The organism is Paenibacillus sp. Y930 (assembly GCF_056786375.1).
The window spans coordinates 732776-756775 of record NZ_JBXCIX010000001.1 but is presented as its reverse complement, the minus strand read 5'-3'; the positions used below and the strand labels follow the sequence as shown (position 1 = coordinate 756775).

Here is a 24000-nt window from a genome sequence, read left to right as displayed (position 1 = left end):
TCTTGGAGCCAATCTAATACGTTTTTTTTTTTGACAATTTTCATATGCAGCTGGTTGAACATCTTGAACTAGCAAGCATATATCGAATTATTCATTATCGTCTACCTTCGGGAACAAAATAATAAAGCTTGTCCCGATCCCAAGTTTACTCTCTACATGAATAGTACCCTTATGACCATCTATTATAGATTTAGAAATAGAGAGCCCTAATCCAGCGCCGCCTGATGAGCGAGATCGTGCTTGATCAATACGGAAAAAGCGTTCGAATAGCTGCGGGAGATGTTCTTTCGCTATTCCAATACCATTATCAGTAATAACGAACTTAACCTGCTGTTCCAGCTCGGATAACGTTGCCGTAATTACACCATCTTGTTTGTCAGTATGTTGAATAGCATTTTGCACAAGATTAAGGATGACTTGCCTAACTTGATGTTTATTGCCCTTTATGGAGCAGTGTGAACTATTTATCGTCGTTATCGTTACTTTTCGATCTTCTGCCATTATTTCAAGTTGCGTCTTCATACTGTCGAGCAGCCCAGTTAAACTGAATTTTTCAACATGAAAATTGGTTTGCTCAGTAGTAATATCTAGCTTAGCAAGTTGTAATAAGTTCTCAACTAACACAGCCATTCGCTTGGACTCTTGTCCCATAGTTTTCAAGGAAGCCTCTAGATGCGTTTTGTTATTCTTCGCTCCTCTTTGAAGCACCTCAATAAACCCGAATATAGAAGTTATAGGTGTCCGAAGTTCATGTGAAGCATCAGCGATAAATTGTCTCATTCGTTCATTGCTTTGTCGTTCAAGCTCGAAAGCATGATCAATTCTTTCAAGCATATTGTTATATGCAAAGGATAATTGATCAATCTCGTATTGTTTTTGATTGACAGGTAATTTCTCAGAGAGGTTACCAGCGTACGTACGTTCTACAACATCGATAACATTCGTTAATGGGTTTAACGTCTTTCGCAGACTTGGTAGTAATAGTAGAAATCCAGTTAACAATGCCACAAGAGCAACGATGATATAAATGGTTAACTGTGTATACAGTTGTTTGTGTAAAGAGTCTAGCTCGATACTTACTTGCAAAATACCATTATCACGATTAGCATTATTATGATGAAACACAACCATCTTATCTGCGCCTTCACCGTCAGAAAAAATGTAATATTTTTTGAGTTGATACAATTTGCTAGCTTCTAAGATATGGGCGTAATCTTCTGTAGTAATGATTGGAGATAGTTCATCTTGATCGTCAGATATAATCGTTACACTACCATCGGATTGAATATAGCTAACTTCCATTCCTGGCTGAAACATAATCGGTCCATTAGGTGTTCGTTCACTATCATCTCTACGTCTTGTTAATTCGCCATTCTGCTTGAGGAACGACGGATCCGGTGGCCAGGCCATCATTTGTGAGTGAATGGCCTCAGCTCGATTCTCATATAGGAAATCCTTCATAAAGGTGTATTGTAATATACCGATAAGAAGAAATAGAATTGCAATTATAATTAATGTAGTTGTAATTAGTTGTCCACGCAAAGAATGTAAAAAACACTTTTTTGTTTGCATTACACATCCATCCTATAGCCAGCGCCTCGAAGGGTACGAATGATTCGATGTTCTTTGTCTCCTAGTTTCTCACGAATAGAACGAACATACACTTCGACTATGTTTTGTTCTCCTCCAAAATCGTAGCCCCATACCTTCTCTAATATAATGGTTTTACTTAGTACAGCACCGTTATGCAAAAGTAGTAATCTAAGTAATTCATATTCCGTTGGAGACAGCTCCAACACTTGTTCATCGAAGGTGATCTCTTTACGACGGTCGTCAAGGATGAATAGTCCATAACGAACTTCCCCTAATAGATTAGGAAACTGATTACGAATTCGTGCATGAATACGAGCGATCAATTCACTGAAACTAAATGGTTTAATTAAATAATCATCAGCCCCTAATGTAAAGCCGTTCACACGATCCGCAATATCATCTTTGGCAGTCAGCATAATAATTGCAATTTCATTTCCCTTTTCCTTTAACGATTTACACACATCAAAACCATTGAGCATAGGCATCATTACATCAAGGATAACGACATGGGGGTTAAATTGTTCAGCTTTTTCAATTGCGAGCATACCGTTGATCGCAGTTTCGATGATAGCACCTTCATTCATCAAACCTAATTCTAAAAATTCGAGAATACTTTCCTCGTCATCAACTAACAATATTCTAATTCCGTTCAAATTGCTCATAAATAACTTCCTTTCTAGGCTCATATAGTATGTTTATTAAGATAGGGTGGCTGATTTGTCGGAAAAAGGATAAAATAATAAGATCAATGATCGTTTGCATAAGCTTCCAAAGTACTTTTGATCTAAGAAAGTACAACTAGACGTTACAATGATCGAAAACTTTAAGGAGTCCTGCTATGAGAACATGGGGTTTACGTCAAAGTGTTAATTTATCAATTGGTTTATCATTTATTGGATTGTTAGTTGTGTTTCCATTTCAACAAACTTTTTTCGGAGGACTACTTTTTGCAGCTTTTTGTGCTGCAACGATTGGTGGATTAGCTGATTCTTTTGCGGTTAGTGCGATATTCGGTCAGCCCTTAAAAATACGTTGGCCAAACTGGTTAGGTACTAATATTATAGCTCGAAATCGAGATCGATTAATAGATGAACTCGTTGACATGGTAGAGCATGAGCTACTATCAACAGAAATGATTGTAAAGCAGCTTAAGCATTATAATGCGGCTACAGTTATCGTCCATTATGTTGAAAGTGATGAAGGACAACAAGCGATCAAAGATCTGTCTCGTCAATTGCTAGCTGATTTGTTGAAAGTAAGTAATCCTGCGGTATTAAGCTTATCCTTAAAGCGCCTTATTAATCAAGGGCTGCAACATAGTCAATTAACTCCGATACTACAGCAATTTATAATGTGGAGTGTGAAAGAGAAGTACGATCATCTACTAATTTCTGCCGTTTCCAAACAACTGCGGAAATTGCTTGAAAAGCCTGGTATTAAGCAGTTTTTACAGGAGTTTATTGCTACTGCATTGCGTTCCTACGAGCAGAATAAGAAGGGCAGACAATTTGTAAATGGGATAGCGGGATTGAATGCAGATGAGCTAACTGAAAAGTTGCTGAAAATAGCTGATGAGCTACTCCTTGCTATTCAAGATCATAATCATCCACTGCAAATAAAGCTTCAATCATACATCATACAATTTAGCGATAGACTACAAGAAGATTCAGCTTATGCCGCAGACATATCGCGAAAAATTGAGCGATTATTTGAAAAGTTAACATCGTCACTGTTAACGAAGGCAACGATCTCCAATTTTCTAACGCAGTTGCACGAGCAGCTTGATCGTTCCGAACATGGGCAAGCAGAAGGTTCGCTAGCAACTTGGCTTGATAGTAAGATTGATGAATTACTTCTTTCTTTGCAATTGCAGAGCGATATATTGGAACAGTTCAATCATTATGTACGGAATGCTCTAATGCAATTTGTGGAGCGTAATCATGCTTATGTTGGACAATTAGTTCGTAACAAATTAGAACAGTTCGATGTAGAGCAATTGATTGAGCTCGTACAGGAGAAGACGGCAAAGGATCTACAATATATTCGCTTGAATGGTACAGCAGTAGGGTCATTAATCGGTGTTCTCCTATATCTAATTCAATACACTGTTGGAGGAATACTATCATGAATATGCGTCGTCGTGCCAATATTAGCTTATTGTTATTAGCGATTCTATTCGTTATATCTCTTAGTTTGAAATGGACGCTCGATCATCCATGGTGGTGTGATGCATTGCTATTTATCGCAGAAGCGGGTATGGTAGGTGCTTTAGCAGATTGGTTTGCTGTTTCGGCATTATTCCGTCATCCGCTTGGTATGAAATGGATTCCGCATACAGCGATTGTTCCCAAAAATCGCGATAAATTAATTGATGGAGTAGTCTATCTAGTAGAAGCTCAGCTCTTGAATAAAGAAATGATTGAACAACAACTGAACAAGTTGAAGCTGTCAGAACTGGTGATTTCATTGGTTGATAGTCAATGGAATAGTAAAAGTTCAGAACGATGGATTCAACGGTTGCTGTCTAAAGTGGTTAATTCTATACAAAGTGAGCAGCTGGCAGTAGCCGTTTCGGCAAAAATTCATGATCAGCTGGGGCGTAATTCAGCATCAACTCATATTGGTAAAGGACTTTCCTATGCCCTTGAGAAGCAATATGATCAATATTTGATTGAAAAACTACTTGAGCTAGCGCAAGAAAGAGTTCAACAACCTGATGTAATACCAGCTATTAAAGCTTTACTAGAGCAAGAAAAAGACAAAGCATTAGAAAAAACCGGTGGTGGCTGGCTAGCCAAAACATTGTTTTCTTTCGCTCAAGCAGCCAATGCAGTTAATTTTGACGATGCCGCTGATGTACTATATCGCGATATCGTATTATTGCTCGTACAATTGAAAAATCCACAGCATGAGCTTCGTATTATGCTGTCTGAACAATTGCAGAATCTAGCTCAGCAGCTTCAAGAAGCCGATCAAGATGTCGCAACAGTTATAGAACAATGGAAACAACAATTATTAGAGGAAATAACGATTTCTCCTTTGCTACAGCAATTGATTGAATATGTTCAAGGTCAATTAAGTGGTGGGAATGAACCAAATAGCGTGCCATATCCACAATTGCAAAAATGGTTGATCAGGTTAGTGAGATCATATTGGGACTGGTTCAAATCCGATATACAATCACAACAATTAGTTGAAGCGAAGCTAAAGCATTTTCTAAGTCATTTGATTGAGCATGAGCATGCTGTTATAGGTAAAATTGTACGCGCAACGTTAAATACATTTTCGGAAGAGCGTCTGGTTGAATTTGTGGAAGGTAAAGTTGACATCGATTTACAACGAATCCGTGTTAATGGTGCATTAATTGGTGCTTTCGTAGGGGCGTTGCTATACATGCTGTTACACGGTGTGTATGAACCAATTCTTAACTATATGGGGTTTATTTCATTGTCATAGGCTCTGCACTATTTTCATATTATGTTCTGTAAGGGGATGATAATATGAAAATTGAAGTTAGCCGTTATTATCAATTGAAGAAAAAGCAAAAGTTAATTGAACAAGAATTGGCTCAATTGAAGGAACAGATAATGGCGAAGATGGTGGAGGAAGATAGCAAAGAGCAGATTATCGGTAGCTATAAAGTGAAATTGGTGACGTCTGAGCGTAAAGAATATCAGGAAAATTTACTATATGATGCGCTACCTGATCCCGAACTTTGGCGTATGTTATCCAAGCCTGATCAAGGAAAAATAACGGGTCTCATTAAAGTTGGAGCTCTTCAAGAAGATCAACTTAAGGAGACGTATACGGTTCGTCAACAAATTGCGTTGATCATTGATAAGAAATGAGAGGAAGTTCAAAACATCCACTTGTGATCACGATGATTATTTCGTTTCATTGGTTGTTCCGGCTACTACAATTAAAAGCGAGTACAGAATGGTGAAAACCGTTCTGTACTCGCTTTTTTAATGTTCTTTCCACGAGCTGGGGTAGAAAAATGTGTGATAGGCGATGAAATATGTTGGTTAATTACACACTTTTTTTACTATTTCACAGACAACTTTCCATCCCTCTATCAATCAAATAAAGCATAAAATGAATTTACACAAGAATAGTAAGCGCTTACGAATTGTTGTAGCATATGCTTCCGATGCTACTTTTCATCACCAAGGAAGTATAGCAGTAAGTTATGAAAAGTTTTAGTGTATGCTTCCGAAGTTACTTTTCATCACCAAGGAAGTATGATAAGTAGCTCATGAAAAGTTTTAGGAGGGTAACTATGAATCCTGCACTTGAAAGTAAACCGATTCGAAAAAAGTTTACAATAAGTACGAAATATCGCTTATTGCTGTATGCTTCACCATTTTTAATATTAGTTTTTGTATTTAGTTACTTCCCGTTATATGGGTGGACGTACGCGTTCTTCAATTATCGCGTTGGATTCCCGTTATTGGAAACTGAATTTGTTGGATTTAAATGGTTTACTTCAATCATAAACAATGAAGTTCAAGTAAAAGAAGTTACTAGAGTTATAAAGAATACATTCGGTATTAGTATATTAGGGATTTTAACATCAGTTTTGCCCGTTATATTCGCAGTATTACTCGTTGAAGTTAAGACGAATTGGTATAAGCGAATGGTACAGACGTTAACCACATTACCTAACTTTATTAGCTGGGTACTTGTATACGCGATTGCATTCATGTTGTTTTCAGTCGATAACGGAATTGTTAATAAGTTAATGATTGAGCTAGGCTTTCAAGAAAAAGCTGTTAATTACTTAGCTTCGCCAGATTTCATTTGGATCAAAATGACACTATGGAATATATGGAAAACGCTAGGATGGAGTGCAATTCTCTACATTGCTGCCATTACTTCAATAGATCAAGAATTATACGATGCTGCGAAGGTTGATGGTGCGGGACGTTTCCGCTTAATGTGGCACATCACGTTACCTGGTGTTATGTCAACGTTCTTCGTACTGCTATTGCTATCGATTGCAAACTTTATGAATAACGGTCTAGAACAATACTTTGTCTTCCAAAACAGTTTGAATAAGGACTCGATAGAGGTTCTCGATTTGTACGTATACAACACAGGACTTGTCGGTTATAACTTCTCCTTTGCTACTGCTGTTAGTATGCTGAAATCATTTGTAAGTATATTCTTACTCTTTGTCGCGAATCAACTTTCGAAATGGGTAAGAGGGGAATCTGTTATTTAGTTCAATCACTGTACGGGAGGAGAACATCGTATGACGCAACGACGTAGCTTTACTGATCAATTATTTTCGATTTTGAATTACTTAGGCTTCGCTATATTAACGCTGATCTGTATATTTCCATTTTACTATTTGTTCATACAAACGATAAGTAATAATGCTCTAAGTGCTGCGGGGAGTGTAACTTTTTACCCGAAGGGCATACATTTCTCGAATTATGTAGAAGTATTGAAAGTAAAGGGCCTGTCACAAGCTGCATTAGTATCAGTGGGCAGAACGGTACTTGGAACAATAGGTACTGTAATTGGTTCAGCATTTCTCGGTTATTTGTTCACAAAACGTAAAATGGCCGGCCGTGTATTTTGGTACCGCTTCGTTATTGTAACGATGTACTTTAATGCAGGAATCATACCTTGGTTTATCGTTATGATGAATTTGAACTTAACAAATAATTTTTGGGCGTATATTCTCCCGGCAATTATATCACCCTTTAACGTCATTCTAGTAAAAACCTTTGTTGAATCATTACCTGAAGCACTTGAAGAATCAGCTGAGATGGATGGAGCCGGTACATTTACATTGTTCACACGTATCGTATTTCCACTTATTATGCCAATCGTTGCTACGATTGCAATTTTCTCAGCAGTCAATCAGTGGAATTCATTTATGGATACGGTCTTTCTTATGACGAAAGATAAATACTACACATTGCAATTTGTACTATATAAATATTTGAATGAATCGAACTCATTGGCAGCAATTATTAAATCGGGTCAAGGATTGGAAAATATTGATTTGTCAAAATTGCAAACGTCTACATCGGTTAGAACAACTGTAGCGATGATTGTCGTTACTCCAATTCTAGCAGTGTATCCATTCTTCCAACGTTATTTTGTAAAAGGAATTATGATCGGTGCAGTGAAAGGCTAACTCAACATGAAGTACTTGAAAAGTTTGTAGCTAATGCTTTCGATGTAACTTTTTTAACAAAAAGTTTGTAGGAGGTGGTTTTCTTAAAGTATGTGTTCAAAGTTTACTATAAGAAGGGAGTAATAAAAATGGTTAAAACAAAGAGGTCGTTAGTAACGCTATTAGTATTGGTGATGTGTATTTCATTATTAGCAGCATGTGGCTCTAAAGGCAATGACCCGAAAACTACCGCTACTCCAGCTCCGAAGACTAGCGATGCAGGTACTGATGTCGTTGAGCCTGCTACACGTGAGGAAATTACTATTGATATTTTCTCTATGCTTTCGAATTTCTCTGGTGAGCAAACAGGTTGGTTTGCCCATACGGTGAAAGAAAAGTTCAATATTAACATCAATATTATCGCATCTAACCTTGAAGGTGGAGGCGATACAAAATTCCAAACGATGATGGCAGGTGGCGACCTTGGTGATCTAGTTGTATTCGGTGATACTGATGCCAAATATACTGATGCGATTGCAGCTGGCATGCTTCTTGACTGGAACAAGGATGGCTTAATTGATCAATACGGTAAAAATCTGCTAGCTAATGCCCCGAAAGCGCTAGAGAAAAACATAGCACAATTTGGTGGCGGTACTGGACTTTATAGTGTTGGTAATGAAATTGGTCCAGATAGTGATGGTCCTTCTGAAGCTCAAGAGCTTAACTATCATCCTAACCTACGTTGGGATCTATATGAAGCACTAGGTAGACCAGAAATCAATAAAATGGAGGATTACCTTTCAGTACTTAAAGCAATGCAAGAGCTTGAACCAAAAAGTGATAGCGGCAAGCCAACATATGCATTCTCTATGTGGGCTGACTGGGATGGCAATATGATGATGAATAATAAAGCTTGGGCAGGTATGCATGGTTATGAAGAAGCTGACGGCTTCAACCCAGGTGGCTTCACTTTAGTATCAGCAGATACAGAAGATGTTCAAGCTATTCTTGATGAAGATAGCTATTATATGAGAGGATTAAAACTTTACTTTGATGCCAATCAAATGGGTTTAGTTGATCCTGATTCTATTACACAAAACTTTGGTGATGCCATTAATAAAATGACGGATGGTCAAGTTTTATTCTCATGGTTCTCATGGTTTGATGATGCTTACAATACACCTGAACGTACTGCAGAAGGTAAAGGCTTCCACCTTGTACCGTTCAATGAAGCAAGATCTTATTCATATGGCTTTAATCCATATGGTGGTGGTCGAGTATATGCAATTGGCTCCAAAACGAAACATCCTGATCGTGTAATGGAACTGATTGATTGGCTGTATACTCCGGAAGGGACGATGACAGCTAACTATGGTCCAGAAGGAATGGCGTGGGAGCTTGTCGATGGGAAACCAGTATTAACTGCACTTGGTGAAGAGGCATTCCCTGCTAACAAAACAGCTATTCCTGCAGAATTTGGTGGCGGTGTTTGGGATGATGGACGCAACCAAATCAATAATACAACATTCAAATTAAGTATGATTAACCCAGAGACCGGTGACCCATATGATTATCAGTTATGGACATCTACTCTTGCAAAGAGCCCTACCAAATTAGATGAAAATTGGAGAGCGGCAATGGGTGCTAATACGCCTGTAGAATGGTTTGTGAAAAACAATAAACTAGCTGTAGAAAAAGCTATCTTTACAGGTAAGCCATATGTAGAAATGAGTGACGATCTGAAGCAAAAACAAGGTCAAGTTGCTTCAGTAATTAAAGAGTATTCATGGAAATTGATCTATGCTAACGATGAAGCTCACTTTAATACGTTAAAGGAAGAGATGATCAATAAAGCAAAAGGTCTTGGCTATGATGAGGTTGTTGAATTCAATAATGAACAGCATAAAGTAGTGTTTGATTTCCGTAAAAATTCATAATTCGTACGTAAAGTATTAATAAAGTAAGGAAACTAGCGCATAGTTTCCTTACTTTATTTTAAACTGTTTCCATTATTAACTATTTTGATTACAATATTAATAAAGCCTACAAATGAGGTTGCTTACGTATGAAGATTATAAATAGAATCCAGCAATTGTTCAAACGGAGTACGTTGCGAAGAACACTCATTATTTATTTGTTAATTGCTTGTTTGTGCCCACCTGCTTTATTAGCAGGTTATACCTATACTGCTATGCACTCTATATTGAAGCATAAAATATCAGCAGGTATTGAAGCGGGTTTGAAACAAGAAGCGATGGGCATAGAAAATTTACTTAGTAATATGGATTTCGTGTCAAAGCAGTTTGCGTTAGATGGTCAAACAGCTACTCGTGTCAATGAATATATCCAATCAGAGAAGCAAACTGAAAAAGCCAACCTTATTCAATATATAGATGATACGTTCAATGTCGTTAATTTTACAAATCCTAATATAGGTTTGATGGTGTACTATCATGAAAATACGGAACAATCGATATTGTTTAACAATTTAACGGTTCGCGATGATTTTAATATCGATCATTTACCGTTATTTATTCGATATAATGGAACCGCTTACTTCGGACCTCATACGACTCAATATAAAAATAATGATAATATCGTATTTTCCTCGATCCGAGAAGTGAAGACGAGCAGTGATGATTCGATCTACATTTACTTAGAATCTAATTATAATATGTTCCGCAAGATGATGAATAGTAATTGGTACGCTATGCCCGTTCATCATTATTTAATCTCTGAGCAAAATGAAGTGCTATATGCAGATGTTGGTGATCCGCCATTTGCACCTGAATCATTGAATTGGCAAATGGTCGACAATGGACTCGAACAGCTAGAAGGCAATTATGTATTTGGCTATGAAAGTATTCAGGGCTGGAAGCTTGTTATAGCGGTGAAAAAGAGTGCGTACAATCATGAAATTAATGAATGGGTATGGCGCATGGTTATTTTAGTGCTCGGGTCACTCGTGTTAGCATTTATTATAGCGATGATCATATGGCGCAAAGTATATGGCTCTTTACGCCGCGTTAATCTAGAAATCGTACGAATGACTGGTGATCGGGAAGCGCCTGTAAAAAATATTGGGATTGAAGAATTTGATACATTACTCAGTAATTTTCAAGTGATGAAGCGGACGGTCAATGAACTAATCGAAGAGGTTTCCTCGAATGAGCGTAAAAAATTGCAATTAGAAATAGAGAAGCTACTAAGTCAGATCAATCCTCATTTTCTACATAATACATTGAATACAGTGCAGTGGCTAGCGCGGGCGAATGAACAGGATAGTATTGATCGAATTGTTACGTTGCTCGTTAAAGTTCTGCATTACAATATGGGAAAAGGTAGTTTGATTGTGACGATTTCGGATGAATTAGCTGCATTGCAAAACTATATAGATCTTCATTATATTCGTTATGAAGATGAGTTACAGTTTGAAATCGATGTCGATGATAGCTTGAAATCTATTTCAGTTCCGAGATTTTTACTGCAACCGATGGTAGAGAACGCAATTTATCATGGTAGAAGTGATGGCACTAGTCTAATAGCTATTTCTATCGTTCAACATACTGAGCTCACTTTGAAATTAGAAGTTAGAGATAATGGTCCAGGTGTAGACGAATTGACGCGACAACAAATATTAGAACGCAGATATGAAAGTTCCAGTATCGGAATGGGGATCGGGCTTAGTTATGTGCAGCGTTTATTAGAACGCTTTTATGGCAACTCAAGTCATCTAGAAATTGAGAGTGAAGTAGGAGTAGGAACTTGTTTATCCGTCATTATTCCATTAACGCTAGAGGAGGAACGTTATGATTAACGCACTTGTCGTTGATGATGAAAGAATGGTACGTAAAGGGTTACTATCTTTAACGAATTGGCAAAAATACGGTATCTCATTTGTTGGTGAAGCGAAAGATGGCATACAAGCACTTCAATTTCTAGCCGAGCAATCTGTCGATGTTATGTTTGTTGATATAACGATGCCAATTATGAACGGATTCGAGCTAATGAAGCGGGTACAAGAGCGATATCCTGAAGTGCAATTTGTAGTACTAACCTGTCATCATGAATTTGATTATGTCCAGGAGGCACTTCAAATCGGAGCTATTGATTATATCGTAAAAACATTATTGAATCGGGATAATGTAGATGAAATCGTAACAAGAATTATTTCGCGTTTAAAGCGTGATAAAGAAAAGAAGATGCAAGAGCAACCAGCTTTTTATAAGGGTGGAGTATACTTTTTGTTGAGAGGAATGACAAAGGTAGATAGCAACTATATGCAGGAGCAGCTACCAGCTAGTTTAACGTATAGCCAGATTAGTAAGCACTTGTTGCGGCTTGATGGTGAGCATGCCGGGCAGATCGTACAATTAGAGCAAGGCGATATAGTGCAATATGGTGATGTAATCTATATTGAGCGCAGTGAACGGGCAGGACATCATGAAGTTGAACAATGGTTGAAGCATGAGTTACTGAACTATTTTTTTTATTATGCACATGATGATACGTTGACGATTACAGAGAACGAACTCGTTCAAGCGTTATCCCAAAGAGATGAAAAGGTAGTGGAACAGCAGCTAAAGCAATGGAACGATGAAAAGCTACAATATAGATGGTTACTATTTCCTCAAGAGTGGCAACGATGGCAGCGAGCTACGTTAGCTATCCAACCAGATCCCCAATATGTTATTCCATTAATAGAGCAACTATATACACAGCTTGTGTTAACAATAAAATGGCATGATGATGATTCCCAATCACCACTGTCCGCACCGGATATATCACAATGGGCAAAATTAGAGCAGTGGCTATTACAATTATCTTTACATTTACGTGGTAGAATGACTGACTTAACGTTGTCTCATGATGTCGTGATCTGTATGATCAAAGCGATTCAAAGTATGTATAATCAAATTGGTTCTGAGTTGAACCAGAATGATATCGCACATCAAGTAGGGATGAGTAGAAGTTATTTTAGTCAATGCTTCAAACGATTTTTTGGCGTTTCATTTGGAGAGGTATTGCGTCATTTACGTATTGAAACAGCTAAAGAACTACTATTAAGTACACAGCTCACGATTTCTGAAATAGCGAATAAAATTGGTTTGGATGATCATAAATATTTTAGTCGTACGTTTAGAGCACAGCTCGGGGTATATCCAACAGAATATCGTTCGTTGCATTATGAGGTGAGGTGAGCACAATGAAAACAGTTAGACTACTTTGGTTCGGATTAGTATGCTCGTTGCTTATGACAAGCTGTGCGTTAGCACCCAATAACGAAGCTGCGATTGCTAATGAAGATAAATACACTGAACCTGTTATTTTACGTATTCCATATTCTTATTCAGAGATTGAGCTGCCGGAAGGTGATGTAGGGGAAGAGAATTTCATGTCGCGCTACATTTACGAAAAAACAGGAATTATTATTCAATATAGTTGGGATGCAAGTGGTGAAGAGCAATACAGCACGAAGATGGATCTAGCCATTCGTAGTAATGATTTGCCTGATCTGTTCATAGTTAATCGCAAGCAGTTAAATTATTTAGTACAGCAAGATATGATTGCAGATCTTACAGAAGTGTATGAAATCCACAGCTCAGATCTAGTAAAGTCGATCTATAATGCAACGAATGGTAAAGCACTTGAGGAAGCTACTATTGATCAGAAATTATATGCATTGCCTAATGTAGGGATAGAAGCAGATGCTCCTACTTATTTGTGGGTACGCCAAGATTGGTTGGACAAATTAAAGCTTCCTATGCCGCGAACGCTTGAAGATATTGAGCAAATCTCATATGCATTCGTTCATGATGATCCGGATGACAATGGTGAAGATGATACGCTTGGAATACCTGTCGAAAAATCATTGGTATATCAAGATAAAACAGGTGTGTTTGGCTTAAATTCTTTTTTCTCGGCCCATCATTCTTTCCCGCAAAATTGGATTGTTAACTCGGAAGGAATTCTCGTATATGGGTCGATTCAAGAGGCGACGAAGCAGGCGTTGATTCGTTTAGCACAGTGGTATGAAAAGGGGATTATCGATCGAGACTTTATGCTTAGAAAGGACTCTAATATATATGTTGCAGAAAATCAGATGGGTATTCTGTTTGCTCCGTGGTGGGCTCCTTTCTGGCCACTAAGTGCCTCGGTGTCTCAAGATACGAAAGCGGAATGGAATGTTTTTGCCGCACCCTTAAGTGAGCAAGGGCAATTTATTACAAAAACATCACCGATTACTGATCGATATCTTGTTGTACGTAAAAATTATAATAATCCAGAAGTAGCTGTCGAGCTATTAAACTTAACAACTACATTAGAAAGACATGAAGGGATGGATGATGAGAGTAGCAAAGCGATTCGAGCTACAGCTCAGCAATTGGGAACTCAGCTTCGCAATTACTTCCCATTCGACCTATTATTAGATGATCCCGACGGGGTAACGAAGCGATACGATACACTAATGCAAACGATGAATGATGAAATAGATGTAGAGACACTGAATTCTGAACAAGCAAAATTATATGAGTATGTTATGCGGGAACAGGAGCAACCGAAAAAAGATATGGAGGCGTGGAGTAATGCGCAATCTTATTTACTAGGTGGAAAGATATCAAAGAAACCAATGGTGATGGTGGAAAGCTATAATGTCGAGCATATCGAGGCTTATGAGCAATATTGGGATGCGTTAATTGCGCTTGAAATGGATTATTTCTTGAAAATAATAACTGGTGAATTACCTATTGAGGCATTCGATCAATTCGTCGAAGAGTGGTTGAGTTCGGGGGGGATACATCTATTAAAGGAAGCTAGTCAAGCATATGAGGAGAGGTAGTTCAAAACATCCACTTGTGATCACGATGATTATGCTAACGTAGCTTATTCGACGGCGAATATGCCTCCCCATCGAAAGCCTGCGTGTGCTCGTGTACCAATAACGTACACTGTGCTACTCGTTTCCGCTGTGGGTCATCTTCTTGATGCTGACAAGCGAATGTTTTGAACCTTTATTTTAAGCCTCGTGCAAGAGAATGCCCGCTCGTGTACTTGAACCGTACACATTGCTGGGTTTCGTTTCATCATGACCCCATCGAAAGTATGATTTCGGATTCTTTCAGTTATTGTTCAGTACAATTGAATACACTATAGTAATAACTGTCAAAGGATGTGTGCGTGTTCAATGAAACGGGTTATGATTGTTGATGCTGCTGCTTTTATGCGCTTAATATTGAGGGAGATACTTGAAGCTAACGGATGCGAGATTGTAGCAGAAGCGTCAAATGGAGAAGAAGCTATTCGTTTGTACGATATACATAAACCTGATATTGTAACGATGGATGTAACATTACCGATTATGGATGGATTAGAAGCAACGGAGACTATAATAGGTCAGCATCCTAATGCTCAAATTATTATTTGTTCTGCGATGAGTCAACATGATCTAATTATGCATATGATTGATATTGGCGTGAAGGACTTCATCGTGAAGCCCTTCCAGGAGGATCGTATTATAGCTGCCGTTGAAAGGCTATATGAGCGTGTCTAGTTAGTTATTCCAATCGATAGGCGGATGACCTAATGAGCTAAGATGCTCATTAACTTTGGAGAATGGTTTGCTTCCAAAAAAGCCGCGATAGGCTGCTAGTGGACTAGGATGTACAGACTCCACAATAATGTGATGAGAAGCGATAAGTCGTTTTTTATGCTGCGCGGGCTTACCCCATAGGACGAAAATAAGAGGCTCCTCTTTACTGCTTAACTTAGTAATAATAGCATCAGTGAACAATTCCCAGCCCTTTTTCTGATGAGAATTTGCTGCACCTGCTCGTACGGTAAGCACCGTGTTGAGCAGTAATACCCCTTGTCTGGCCCACTTTTCTAATGAACCGTTTCCAGACTCAGCAATTGCTAGATCATTAAATCGTTCCTTCATAATATTGCGCAATGATGGCGGCAAGGGCATCGAATTAGCAACAGAAAATGCTAATCCTTCAGCCTGACCTTCTCCGTGATAAGGATCCTGCCCTAATATTACTACTCTTGTTCTATCGTAATCTGTCAAATGTAGTGCATGAAATATTTGATTCTTCGATGGATATATTATATGCTGTTCATATTCTAATTCGATAAATTGTGATAGTTGCTCAAAATAGGATGTATTATATTCTGCTTGCAGTATTTGTCCCCACTGATTGTTAGGTAATTGCATCATTCATTCTCCCTCTCTCATACTATAAGGTGAACAATACTATAAGAATTTGCTAGAATCAACCTTCAGCCCAATGTTTCGAGAAATTAATAAAAAATTAGTTAATGCTTCCGATGTTACTTTTTATTCCAAGTAGTAGTATCAGGAAGCTAATAAAAAGTTGAGGAGTATGACATATGAGCTTAATGGATAAAATCAAGAGCGGTGTCTCTGAAGCAGGTCAGAAAGCAAAAATCGTTGTGGAAGTGAATAAGTTACGACTTATTAATGTTTCAAAGCAATCGGAAATTAATTCGCTCTATAAGCAAATTGGGGAAAAGGTATCTCAATATGTGGATCAAAGCATTGCACTAGAACCGGCTTTGTTTGCAAGTGAATTAGAACAAGTTAATATACTGAAATTTGAAATGGAACAAAATACACATCAGATTCATAATCTTAACGACGAGAAGTCATGTCCTCATTGCCAACATCATAATGCCTTTGATGCTAGAGAATGTAGCAAATGTCATGAGCCGTTTCCGATTCATGAGATCGCTAATATTGAGGATGACAACAATACGGTACAATTACTTGTTCAGAATAATAAGCTAGATACAAAGGAATAGTTATATGAGCCAGCAAAACGTAGCAAATACAACAAGTATAACGGATTATATATATCGGATTACTTGTCATGAGCAGGAGAGATCGCTATGCAGTATGGAGATGAGAGCATTATGGGGCGCAAGCTTTGATGTAGATTATTCCACCATACTGTTGCGCAGTGAAATACAGCAACATGTCGATCGGAGTCCGTTCGTCAAATACCGGCTTGCCATCTGGTGCGAAGGCTCTGATCTGGACACTTTACTGGATAAAGTATCACTATTGCCTCAAGTTACACGAACCTATAAAGTAGTTGCACTCGATCAAATGCGAGGCGAACAAGTAGAGCGGATCGCTTTCCAAGAGCGACGAATAATCGAGCAGCAGCTTGGCGGACAAGTGAAGGGCGAAGTGGATTTGAAGCAGCCTGAACTACTGCTAGGAGTAATACAGCTCGAGGAAGCTTGGGTGTTTGGCGAGCTGGAGTGGCATGATCCAATCTGGCAACGGCATAATGATAAACCGCGGCATTATTCGACTGCATTAAGTACAAAGGTAGCTCGGTCATTAGTCAATATTGCTGTACCATCATTGAATGAAAGCATTCAATTCTTCGATCCATGCTGTGGAATCGGTACAGTATTGATGGAAGCATGCTCGCAAGGGATCAAAGCATCGGGCGGCGATATCAATCCACTTGCTGTAGTTGGCGCGCGAGAAAATATGGCAGCATTCGATTACCATTGTGAATTACGTATTCATAATATGATTGAAATAGAAACAACATATGATGTCGCGATAGTCGATCTCCCTTATAATCATTGCTCAGTTCTTCCAGCGGATGAGCGGTATGAAATGCTACGATCATTAAGTTCCATGGCTAGCCGAGTAATTATTGTATCGGTGGAGCCAATTAGAACGGAATTAATGGAGCTTGGCTTTCGGATTGAAGATGAAGCATGTATCGAAAAAGCACATTTCAAGCGTGATGTATTTCTATGTAGTACTAGCTGAAGGAAAACGTAATAATGATGCTAAAGCTAACATAAATCAATAGAATCATATCGTTGATGCTATATTTCGTTACATAATAATAAGTTCTTTTCGCTTGAAATTGCTTCGCTTCCATGGAAATCCCAATGCGGTGTGCACGACGAATGCTTTGAGCGAGGAGCGGGATGAAATAAAGTTTCATTCGTACAAATAGTGAACGAACCCCATTTCCTAATTGCATGCGCCGTACGTTAAGTGCTTGTGTACGAATATGAAATTCTTCAATAATGATTGGAATTAAGCGAATACCAGCCATAAATGCATATACGTATTTAGCAGGTAAACGTAATTGTTGCATCAGAGAGTAGAGTAATAATGTTGGAGATGTCGTTAACAAGAGGATCAGACTAACGATTCCAATAAGGACAGACTTACTACCAATAAGCGTTGCCGAAGCAATGCTTTCTTCTGAAATCTTCATAATTCCCCACTGCCACAAAACTTCTTGACCTCTTCCGAACAACAAAAGCGTAAACGCTGAGGAGATAGCTGAAATTATTATCGGAATATGCAGCAGGGCTAATTTACGAATAGGGAAGCCGCTCATCGTCCATAACAACATACTAAAGCTAATAAATAGTAAAATGTACTGCTCGGCATTGCGACTGAAAAAGAGAAAGATCATAATTGCCATCAGGACCACGAATTTGAATGCTGGATTGACATCATGAAGCCATGTTGTCTTAGTTGGTATGAACCAATTCCATACATTGTCCACTAGCATCACCTCTTTCTCTGTGTTGATTGTTGATTGTTATCGAATGTAGACGACCATCTGCAATATGCCACTCCTCACTAGCAATATGTGAAGCAATAATAGGGTCATGCGTAATCATCATAATCGTAACACCTTGTGCGTTCATTTGCTGAAGCTTCTCAATAATGGTAAATGTGTTGGCAGCATCCTGACCGAAGGTAGGTTCATCTAACAATAGAATCGGTCGTTGCTCTACCATCGCTGTTAATATACTAAGTCGGCGTTTTTGACCAACGGAACATTCAAAGGGATGTCGATCTAATGGCATATGTAATCTGAATTGAGCAAATAAGTTTTGAATGGTCTCCATGTAATCATTCTGCGGTTTATGCCCCTGCTGCTTCTTATGAGCTTTGCTGCTTTTGTAATCGGGTTGAGATATGTCCTGCTTGTAGGAATGGAGTAACTCCTCATAAATAGTATCCGCGATGAATTGTAGTTCAGGACTTTGAAATACATAAGAGATTTCTAGCGGTACTGTTAACTTTCTTGATTTACCAGTTGCGATCGCTTGGTCGTATATTTTATATTGTCCGCTGCTATCGATTAGACGAGCTAACGCAAGCAGTAATGAGCTTTTTCCTGCGCCATTCGCACCTGTAATAGCAATCCATGAACCTTCTGTAATCGTAGCATGCTCGACTTCGATAAGTGTACGATTGCCTCGCGAACCACTGAACTGCTCAAGTTCGATGATGATATTAGTACTAGTGGGAGTAGCAGTATGATAAGAAATATGCTTCTGCCCAGATAAATAGGTTTGCCATACATTCGGATACCAAATGCCATATTGAAGCAGTAATTGCTGCTGAGTTTCAAAGATAGAAGAGGGGGTATCATCAGCAACAATTACGCCTGATTCATTCAATATAACAACTCGATCAAACCAATCGAGTATACCATCTACATGATGTTCGACAACAATGACAGTATGCTGCTGTAAACTGTTACGCAAACTTTCCCAAATAAGCTGTTTCCCTTCGGGGTCAAGTAGAGCGGAAGGCTCATCAAGGAAAACGGTATGAGGCTCTAACAGCAGTACTGCTGCCAAAGCAAGTCGCTGCTTCATCCCTTGGGAGAGTCTTCCAATCGGCGTATGCAGTGATGGAAGTTGAAGCCCAACTACATCAAGGACATGACGCATCGCTGGCTCCATTAACTCGCGAGCCATTTGTCGATTTTCTAAGACGAAGGCAAGCTCCTCATCAACATAGCGCATACAAAATTGGGTGTCAGGATCTTGAAAGACAAATCCCCAATGTTCTGGCGTCTGAATCGATGTACAGTGCATCGGAACAGAGGAGTAGGTAGGGATAATACCACTTAGTACTTGTAGCAATGTAGATTTTCCCGAGCCGCTAGGACCGAGAATAAGAATCTTCTCTCCTTCAGCGATATGTAAGTTGAAATCTTGGAAGACTAATCTTTGCTCTCCACTGAATTTGAGCCGTAATTGCTCCACACTTACTGCGATATTAGCCAAACGCTATCCCTCCATTCGTATGCTTCCAGCATTACTTCATTATTTTTGCAATTGCTCGAATTCTTTTTGATCAATCGGTCGTACTAACGACGTCACTTTTGTTTTCTCTAATGCACGAACAATATAGTAAGCAAAAATACCTGTAAAGATAAATGCACTAATGACGCGTAAGCCGTATTTCACGATTAAAGCCCAAGTTTCAAGATCGGCATAGCCATAGCCAAGATCTAGCATAAAACTACCTAGACATGACAGAACTCCCGCCAAGCCAGCAACGACTAAATTATATTTTTTGTAGCGGAAACTAGCAAATACAAGCTCAGCAGCAAGTCCTTGTACAAATCCATACATTAATACTTCTAAGCCTGCTGATGCCATAATCGAGGATAGGGCAGAAGCTGCAACACTAGCGATTAGAGCGGCACCAGGTTTGCGGACAACTAGATAGGCAAAGGGACCAACCATGAACCACATGCCATAAATCAATTGTCTAAAAGTTGGGAGTATCGGTTTCACTACACTGTAAAGATTATCCCAGAAATGCATAATAACTCCGAAAACAATACCAATCATAATAATGACGACAACATCTGTAAGCTTTAATTTGTTCATACTGCTAACCTCCAACATTTTTTGTGATGGAAGCATAAAAAGACCGTCTGGTAATACGCAGACGGTCAGAAAAATTTCTTCTAGAACCCCATTCTCTACGCTGGTATTATCCAGTTCAGATCAACGGTCAGTAGCGGTACTAGCTACTATCTCAGCCTGATTCCTCAAGCACCCGGACGGTTTCATATGCAACTGTCTTATAACTTACTACAGTTTCCTATATTATACAATAACTTTTGGAAGGAAAGTTTCGGTTGTAGCAGTAATCTAAATTTTTTCATATGTTTTCAAGCCTGGGTGAGTGAAGCTTGAGAACTGATTAAGTAATTCGGCAGCATCATTAGCTACAAGGTTCATCTCGTTATACATTGGCTTCAAAAATTGCTCCTGCTGCATATGATCGAAGAAGGAGAGTAGATGGTCATAGTAGCCATTTACATTCAATAATCCACAAGGCTTCTGATGTAGACCAATCTGACTCCAAGTGAATACTTCAAAAAACTCTTCCATCGTACCAGGTCCGCCCGGTAATGCAATAAAGCCATCGGCTAATTCGATCATCTTATGTTTACGCTCATGCATATTGTCTACTTTAATAAGCTTGGTAAGTCCATGATGCGAAATTTCGCGTTGCTCTAATAAGGCAGGAATGACTCCGATAACTTCTCCACCTTCTTGTAGTACCGTATCAGCAATGATACCCATAATTCCAACGCTTGCTCCACCGTATACAAGTGTCAGCTTACGTCTAACTAATTCTTTGCCAAGCTTTATCGCTGCTTCACGATATACCTCGGATGCGCCCATACTGGAGCCGCAATATACTGCAATGGTTTTCATAATAGTCCTCAATTCTAATTAATTGTGTATCTATATCTAGCGTAATCATACTACACTTATTATTTATTTATCGGCCGTAATTTGCTGCACCGCTAATGCTAAGAACATAAAATGTGTAGAACCGCCTCCCATTACATATTCCACTTGTTGCCACAAATAAGGGAAGACCAACAGTTCGGGAAAGTCGGGGCGAATCAATGCAGTGCCAGAGATGACGCCGCCGGGAATATACGACCAATCAGCGCGATTAAGTCCATACCCTACTGTTGCCGATATAGCCCCGACACCCGACGCGAACGACGCCGTATTGGATCCAGGGTGACATCCAAGAACAAAGTTAAGCGCATTAAGAGCTAATTCGGGATCGAAAATATCAGGATATGTATTATGTAGGAAATAGTACTCAAATCCCAGTCTTTGGATCCCCCATCCAGCACCCCATATATGCGGGCGATACGGTATTCCATAAGGTGTTTCGGCGCTCTGCTGCGCAAACTGTTCTTTCAAAGCAGGTAATGCATCGCGAATCTTTTTGGTGAAACTAGCGTCATTCAGCACTTTCTCGGCTCTTGCGGTAAACCAGCCCACCTTGTCAATGGAGTCGACGATATAATCGGATTCTGATAGTAGAAAGTCTTTATATTGTTGTTCGCCGGTGGTGAGGAATAATTCTACAGCGGCAAGTAATTTTGCCTCCTTGGCGGGACTGGATCCATCTGTCACTTTAAAGATCTCGGAGGCGGCCTGCAATGCTTGAGCACTTAATATATGGTTGAAATCTTGCAATGCGCGGGAAGCGGCAGCCAGATGAGCAGCGGTCGTCAATTCGCGCGGCGGATTATTCTCGGTGAACACCCAGCGGTCGTCATCATTTCCTTTAATACCGTCAGTCATCGTCGCGCTGTCGCCAAGATGTACATACTGCCGCAGGTCGTTTTCGATAATCCCACGATACAGCCGCCCCAATGCACGATAACTACCTACGACGGACAAGACACCATGCTCGATTTGCTGTAAGATGTCGTTCTTTCCGTCTGGTTGGTGGATTTCAACGATGCGTTCGTCTTGATCGATCGTCGTCACATCATAATTGACATCGAAGGCTTCATACGCTAGGGCTAAGGTGTAAAATTCGGCAGATTGTGACTCGACACGAAGGTCAAAATCACCAGCATCGTGCCAGCCCCCAACATTCAGCCCTGGAACGACGTCGCCTGGTTTGTATTGGGTCAGTGTGGATGGCCCTTGTTCGTATCCATCGAAGTGATTATAATTTACCGGGGCCATCCGAGCGTCGTCATCATGACAATGGCCATGCCATACGCGGTATTTTTCACTCACTCGCATATGACACATCTGTACCGGAAGAAAATACTCCAGCACCGGCTGCCAGACGCCTCGGTCATAAACATCGCTGGCGATACGGAATACGGACGATTCCGACGAGCCGTAACGAACTTTGTACAGACCATCTTCCCTTATATCCGTAAAGTCGAATTTCAAATAGCGATAGCGGAGAAATTGTCCCCATTCCAATCCTTGAGCCGAGAGTACCTTGTTCTCGCCTGTCTCGATTATTTTAAGAAGGACTGGTTTTTCGCGTATATTTTCACGTTTATCAAGTTCAATGATGGCCGTTTTCGTCTGTTTCGGATGGTAGCCTACTTGTGATGTTTGAACGACTGCTGGATTCATCCAATCTTCTATAACATTCGGTGTAATTACCCATTGAATCGCATTGTTGGTCGCCCCTTTAGGTACTTCGCTACTAAGTACAAACCAGCCGTTGTTATGGTTCATGCGGCCATCGTACAGTTTAAGCTCTGCACCCTTACTTTCGACAGTAAAGCGGTTGTACGGATCGTCGGGCCGTGAGGTAAAGCGTTTACCAACGGCATACGGATCGGCGATGAGGTCATCGGCAATGATCGGATTGTAGCCCTTGTTGTCGCCAGACAGTCGCTTTGTGTCAGCCTTTGCATCGGGTTCGCTAAAATTACCAGTATGTACATAATTGGGCGGTACCGATAGAACCGGTCCGTTGGGCTGCTGCGGAAAAATTCCATGCCTGTCGTCCATAATCCAAGGTTTTCCGAATAGTACGCCAGGAAACAGTTCCATGTTAAAGCATATTTTACCGACAAACTTGTCAGGTATCGGTCTATCTAGATCTACAGACACTTTGATCGACGAGCCTTCACCTTTAACAACCACTTTGTAATTGAACTCAAAATCTGGATAGATCATCGGATTGAAACCTTTAAGGTGCCTTGATGTGTCCGGAAAACTTAACGAAGTGGTAATCGTATTCAACTCTTCATCCAGTTCTCGCTTACCTTGCTTTGGTACGGGTTGCCACTGTCCAGGCGTCTGTTCAAAACGTATATCGCCGTTCGTAGCAACGCGATTTCCATGCATGATGATGCTGACACCTGATTGATGCCCTTCCGGATAAATATCGTCGAAGGCCATAATATCTACACCAATATTTTGAAAATAACCTGACAAGGTGCTTAACTTAAATCCCTGCTTGTTACGAGCAATGTTATCCATTTCTTTTTCCACTATTGTTCTCCTCCTCTATTCTATTATTTGGTATAATCATACAATATATTATAGCTGATAACTCGCTCTATCGTTAGCTTTTATTAACCAAACCATGTGGAGTATGTAGTGTCAATTTCGTATACAACAATTAGCAAAATCAAGAATGGAATTACATATGTAAA

20 protein-coding genes and 1 riboswitch are annotated in these 24000 nt (G+C 39.5%); of the genes, 12 read left to right on the top strand and 8 right to left on the bottom strand.

Annotated features, from left to right (window positions below; genetic code table 11):
- Positions 1–87: 87 nt before the first annotated feature.
- Both AC1TO5_RS03650 and AC1TO5_RS03645 read right to left on the bottom strand, forming a co-directional pair.
- Positions 88–1572 carry a sensor histidine kinase gene (locus tag AC1TO5_RS03650; protein ID WP_482061415.1) on the bottom strand — a complete coding sequence of 495 codons (1485 nt, stop codon included), beginning with the start codon at positions 1570–1572 and terminating at the stop codon, positions 88–90.
- Positions 1572–2255, bottom strand: a complete 684-nt coding sequence (locus AC1TO5_RS03645; protein ID WP_482061414.1) for a response regulator transcription factor — start codon at positions 2253–2255, stop codon at positions 1572–1574. The genes AC1TO5_RS03650 and AC1TO5_RS03645 overlap by 1 nt, the downstream gene beginning before the upstream one ends.
- A gap of 176 nt (positions 2256–2431) precedes the next feature.
- On the opposite strand from AC1TO5_RS03645, the gene AC1TO5_RS03640 reads away from it, so the two are divergent.
- The 10 genes from AC1TO5_RS03640 to AC1TO5_RS03595 all read left to right on the top strand — a co-directional run bounded on the left by AC1TO5_RS03640 (position 2432) and on the right by AC1TO5_RS03595 (position 15275).
- The gene (locus AC1TO5_RS03640; protein ID WP_482061413.1) at positions 2432–3721 is read left to right on the top strand and encodes a DUF445 family protein; all 1290 of its coding nucleotides are present in this window, start codon (positions 2432–2434) and stop codon (positions 3719–3721) included.
- Complete coding sequence (locus tag AC1TO5_RS03635) at positions 3718–5049, top strand: DUF445 domain-containing protein (protein WP_482061412.1); 1332 nt, start codon at positions 3718–3720, stop codon at positions 5047–5049. The genes AC1TO5_RS03640 and AC1TO5_RS03635 overlap by 4 nt, the downstream gene beginning before the upstream one ends.
- Before the next feature lie 44 nt (positions 5050–5093).
- Entirely contained in the window at positions 5094–5441 is a 348-nt protein-coding gene (locus AC1TO5_RS03630; protein WP_482061411.1) for a hypothetical protein, read from the top strand.
- Positions 5442–5872: 431 nt separating this feature from the next.
- Complete coding sequence (locus AC1TO5_RS03625) at positions 5873–6817, top strand: ABC transporter permease (protein WP_482061410.1); 945 nt, start codon at positions 5873–5875, stop codon at positions 6815–6817.
- A gap of 30 nt (positions 6818–6847) precedes the next feature.
- Positions 6848–7744, top strand: a complete 897-nt coding sequence (locus tag AC1TO5_RS03620) for a carbohydrate ABC transporter permease (protein ID WP_482061409.1) — start codon at positions 6848–6850, stop codon at positions 7742–7744.
- A gap of 128 nt (positions 7745–7872) precedes the next feature.
- Positions 7873–9660 carry a type 2 periplasmic-binding domain-containing protein gene (locus AC1TO5_RS03615; protein ID WP_482061408.1) on the top strand — a complete coding sequence of 596 codons (1788 nt, stop codon included), beginning with the start codon at positions 7873–7875 and terminating at the stop codon, positions 9658–9660.
- A 128-nt stretch (positions 9661–9788) separates the two neighbouring features.
- Complete coding sequence (locus tag AC1TO5_RS03610) at positions 9789–11540, top strand: sensor histidine kinase (RefSeq protein ID WP_482061407.1); 1752 nt, start codon at positions 9789–9791, stop codon at positions 11538–11540.
- Entirely contained in the window at positions 11533–12924 is a 1392-nt protein-coding gene (locus AC1TO5_RS03605; protein ID WP_482061406.1) for a response regulator, read from the top strand. The genes AC1TO5_RS03610 and AC1TO5_RS03605 overlap by 8 nt, the downstream gene beginning before the upstream one ends.
- Before the next feature lie 5 nt (positions 12925–12929).
- Complete coding sequence (locus AC1TO5_RS03600; RefSeq protein WP_482061405.1) at positions 12930–14564, top strand: type 2 periplasmic-binding domain-containing protein; 1635 nt, start codon at positions 12930–12932, stop codon at positions 14562–14564.
- 345 nt (positions 14565–14909) lie between these two features.
- The gene (locus AC1TO5_RS03595) at positions 14910–15275 is read left to right on the top strand and encodes a response regulator (RefSeq protein ID WP_482061404.1); all 366 of its coding nucleotides are present in this window, start codon (positions 14910–14912) and stop codon (positions 15273–15275) included.
- On the opposite strand, the gene AC1TO5_RS03590 is transcribed toward AC1TO5_RS03595, so the two are convergent.
- Positions 15276–15941, bottom strand: coding sequence for a uracil-DNA glycosylase (locus tag AC1TO5_RS03590; RefSeq protein WP_482061403.1), 666 nt, complete (start codon positions 15939–15941; stop codon positions 15276–15278).
- Between the two features lie 173 nt (positions 15942–16114).
- Between AC1TO5_RS03590 and AC1TO5_RS03585 the strand changes: the two genes are divergently transcribed.
- Both AC1TO5_RS03585 and AC1TO5_RS03580 read left to right on the top strand, forming a co-directional pair.
- Positions 16115–16546: a zinc ribbon domain-containing protein gene (locus AC1TO5_RS03585; RefSeq protein WP_482061402.1), complete on the top strand. Its 432-nt coding sequence runs from the start codon at positions 16115–16117 to the stop codon at positions 16544–16546.
- 4 nt (positions 16547–16550) lie between these two features.
- Positions 16551–17540 carry a TRM11 family SAM-dependent methyltransferase gene (locus tag AC1TO5_RS03580; protein WP_482061401.1) on the top strand — a complete coding sequence of 330 codons (990 nt, stop codon included), beginning with the start codon at positions 16551–16553 and terminating at the stop codon, positions 17538–17540.
- On the opposite strand, the gene AC1TO5_RS03575 is transcribed toward AC1TO5_RS03580, so the two are convergent.
- The 5 genes from AC1TO5_RS03575 to AC1TO5_RS03555 form a co-directional block, all read right to left on the bottom strand.
- Complete coding sequence (locus AC1TO5_RS03575) at positions 17533–18297, bottom strand: energy-coupling factor transporter transmembrane component T family protein (protein WP_482061400.1); 765 nt, start codon at positions 18295–18297, stop codon at positions 17533–17535. The two genes, AC1TO5_RS03580 and AC1TO5_RS03575, sit on opposite strands and share 8 nt — an antisense overlap.
- The gene (locus AC1TO5_RS03570; RefSeq protein ID WP_482061399.1) at positions 18263–19819 is read right to left on the bottom strand and encodes an ATP-binding cassette domain-containing protein; all 1557 of its coding nucleotides are present in this window, start codon (positions 19817–19819) and stop codon (positions 18263–18265) included. The genes AC1TO5_RS03575 and AC1TO5_RS03570 overlap by 35 nt, the downstream gene beginning before the upstream one ends.
- A gap of 39 nt (positions 19820–19858) precedes the next feature.
- Positions 19859–20431 carry an ECF transporter S component gene (locus AC1TO5_RS03565; protein WP_482061398.1) on the bottom strand — a complete coding sequence of 191 codons (573 nt, stop codon included), beginning with the start codon at positions 20429–20431 and terminating at the stop codon, positions 19859–19861.
- A gap of 75 nt (positions 20432–20506) precedes the next feature.
- Positions 20507–20617, bottom strand: a riboswitch (TPP riboswitch).
- Positions 20618–20698: 81 nt separating this feature from the next.
- The gene (locus tag AC1TO5_RS03560; protein WP_482061397.1) at positions 20699–21271 is read right to left on the bottom strand and encodes an LOG family protein; all 573 of its coding nucleotides are present in this window, start codon (positions 21269–21271) and stop codon (positions 20699–20701) included.
- Positions 21272–21334: 63 nt separating this feature from the next.
- The gene (locus tag AC1TO5_RS03555; RefSeq protein WP_482061396.1) at positions 21335–23836 is read right to left on the bottom strand and encodes a glycoside hydrolase family 9 protein; all 2502 of its coding nucleotides are present in this window, start codon (positions 23834–23836) and stop codon (positions 21335–21337) included.
- Positions 23837–24000: the final 164 nt, after the last annotated feature.

What these genes read in the sequence shown, in the direction of transcription:
- AC1TO5_RS03595 (WP_482061404.1), top strand. Translation starts at nt 14,910, where the DNA reads ATGAAACGGGTTATGATTGTTGATGCTGCTGCTTTTATGCGCTTAATA.
- AC1TO5_RS03640 (WP_482061413.1), top strand. Translation starts at nt 2,432, where the DNA reads ATGAGAACATGGGGTTTACGTCAAAGTGTTAATTTATCAATTGGTTTA.
- AC1TO5_RS03610 (WP_482061407.1), top strand. Translation starts at nt 9,789, where the DNA reads ATGAAGATTATAAATAGAATCCAGCAATTGTTCAAACGGAGTACGTTG.
- AC1TO5_RS03650 (WP_482061415.1), bottom strand. Translation starts at nt 1,572, where the DNA reads ATGCAAACAAAAAAGTGTTTTTTACATTCTTTGCGTGGACAACTAATT.
- AC1TO5_RS03625 (WP_482061410.1), top strand. Translation starts at nt 5,873, where the DNA reads ATGAATCCTGCACTTGAAAGTAAACCGATTCGAAAAAAGTTTACAATA.
- AC1TO5_RS03580 (WP_482061401.1), top strand. Translation starts at nt 16,551, where the DNA reads ATGAGCCAGCAAAACGTAGCAAATACAACAAGTATAACGGATTATATA.
- AC1TO5_RS03585 (WP_482061402.1), top strand. Translation starts at nt 16,115, where the DNA reads ATGAGCTTAATGGATAAAATCAAGAGCGGTGTCTCTGAAGCAGGTCAG.
- AC1TO5_RS03615 (WP_482061408.1), top strand. Translation starts at nt 7,873, where the DNA reads ATGGTTAAAACAAAGAGGTCGTTAGTAACGCTATTAGTATTGGTGATG.
- AC1TO5_RS03630 (WP_482061411.1), top strand. Translation starts at nt 5,094, where the DNA reads ATGAAAATTGAAGTTAGCCGTTATTATCAATTGAAGAAAAAGCAAAAG.
- AC1TO5_RS03560 (WP_482061397.1), bottom strand. Translation starts at nt 21,271, where the DNA reads ATGAAAACCATTGCAGTATATTGCGGCTCCAGTATGGGCGCATCCGAG.
- AC1TO5_RS03645 (WP_482061414.1), bottom strand. Translation starts at nt 2,255, where the DNA reads ATGAGCAATTTGAACGGAATTAGAATATTGTTAGTTGATGACGAGGAA.
- AC1TO5_RS03605 (WP_482061406.1), top strand. Translation starts at nt 11,533, where the DNA reads ATGATTAACGCACTTGTCGTTGATGATGAAAGAATGGTACGTAAAGGG.
- AC1TO5_RS03620 (WP_482061409.1), top strand. Translation starts at nt 6,848, where the DNA reads ATGACGCAACGACGTAGCTTTACTGATCAATTATTTTCGATTTTGAAT.
- AC1TO5_RS03590 (WP_482061403.1), bottom strand. Translation starts at nt 15,941, where the DNA reads ATGATGCAATTACCTAACAATCAGTGGGGACAAATACTGCAAGCAGAA.
- AC1TO5_RS03600 (WP_482061405.1), top strand. Translation starts at nt 12,930, where the DNA reads ATGAAAACAGTTAGACTACTTTGGTTCGGATTAGTATGCTCGTTGCTT.
- AC1TO5_RS03635 (WP_482061412.1), top strand. Translation starts at nt 3,718, where the DNA reads ATGAATATGCGTCGTCGTGCCAATATTAGCTTATTGTTATTAGCGATT.
- AC1TO5_RS03565 (WP_482061398.1), bottom strand. Translation starts at nt 20,431, where the DNA reads ATGAACAAATTAAAGCTTACAGATGTTGTCGTCATTATTATGATTGGT.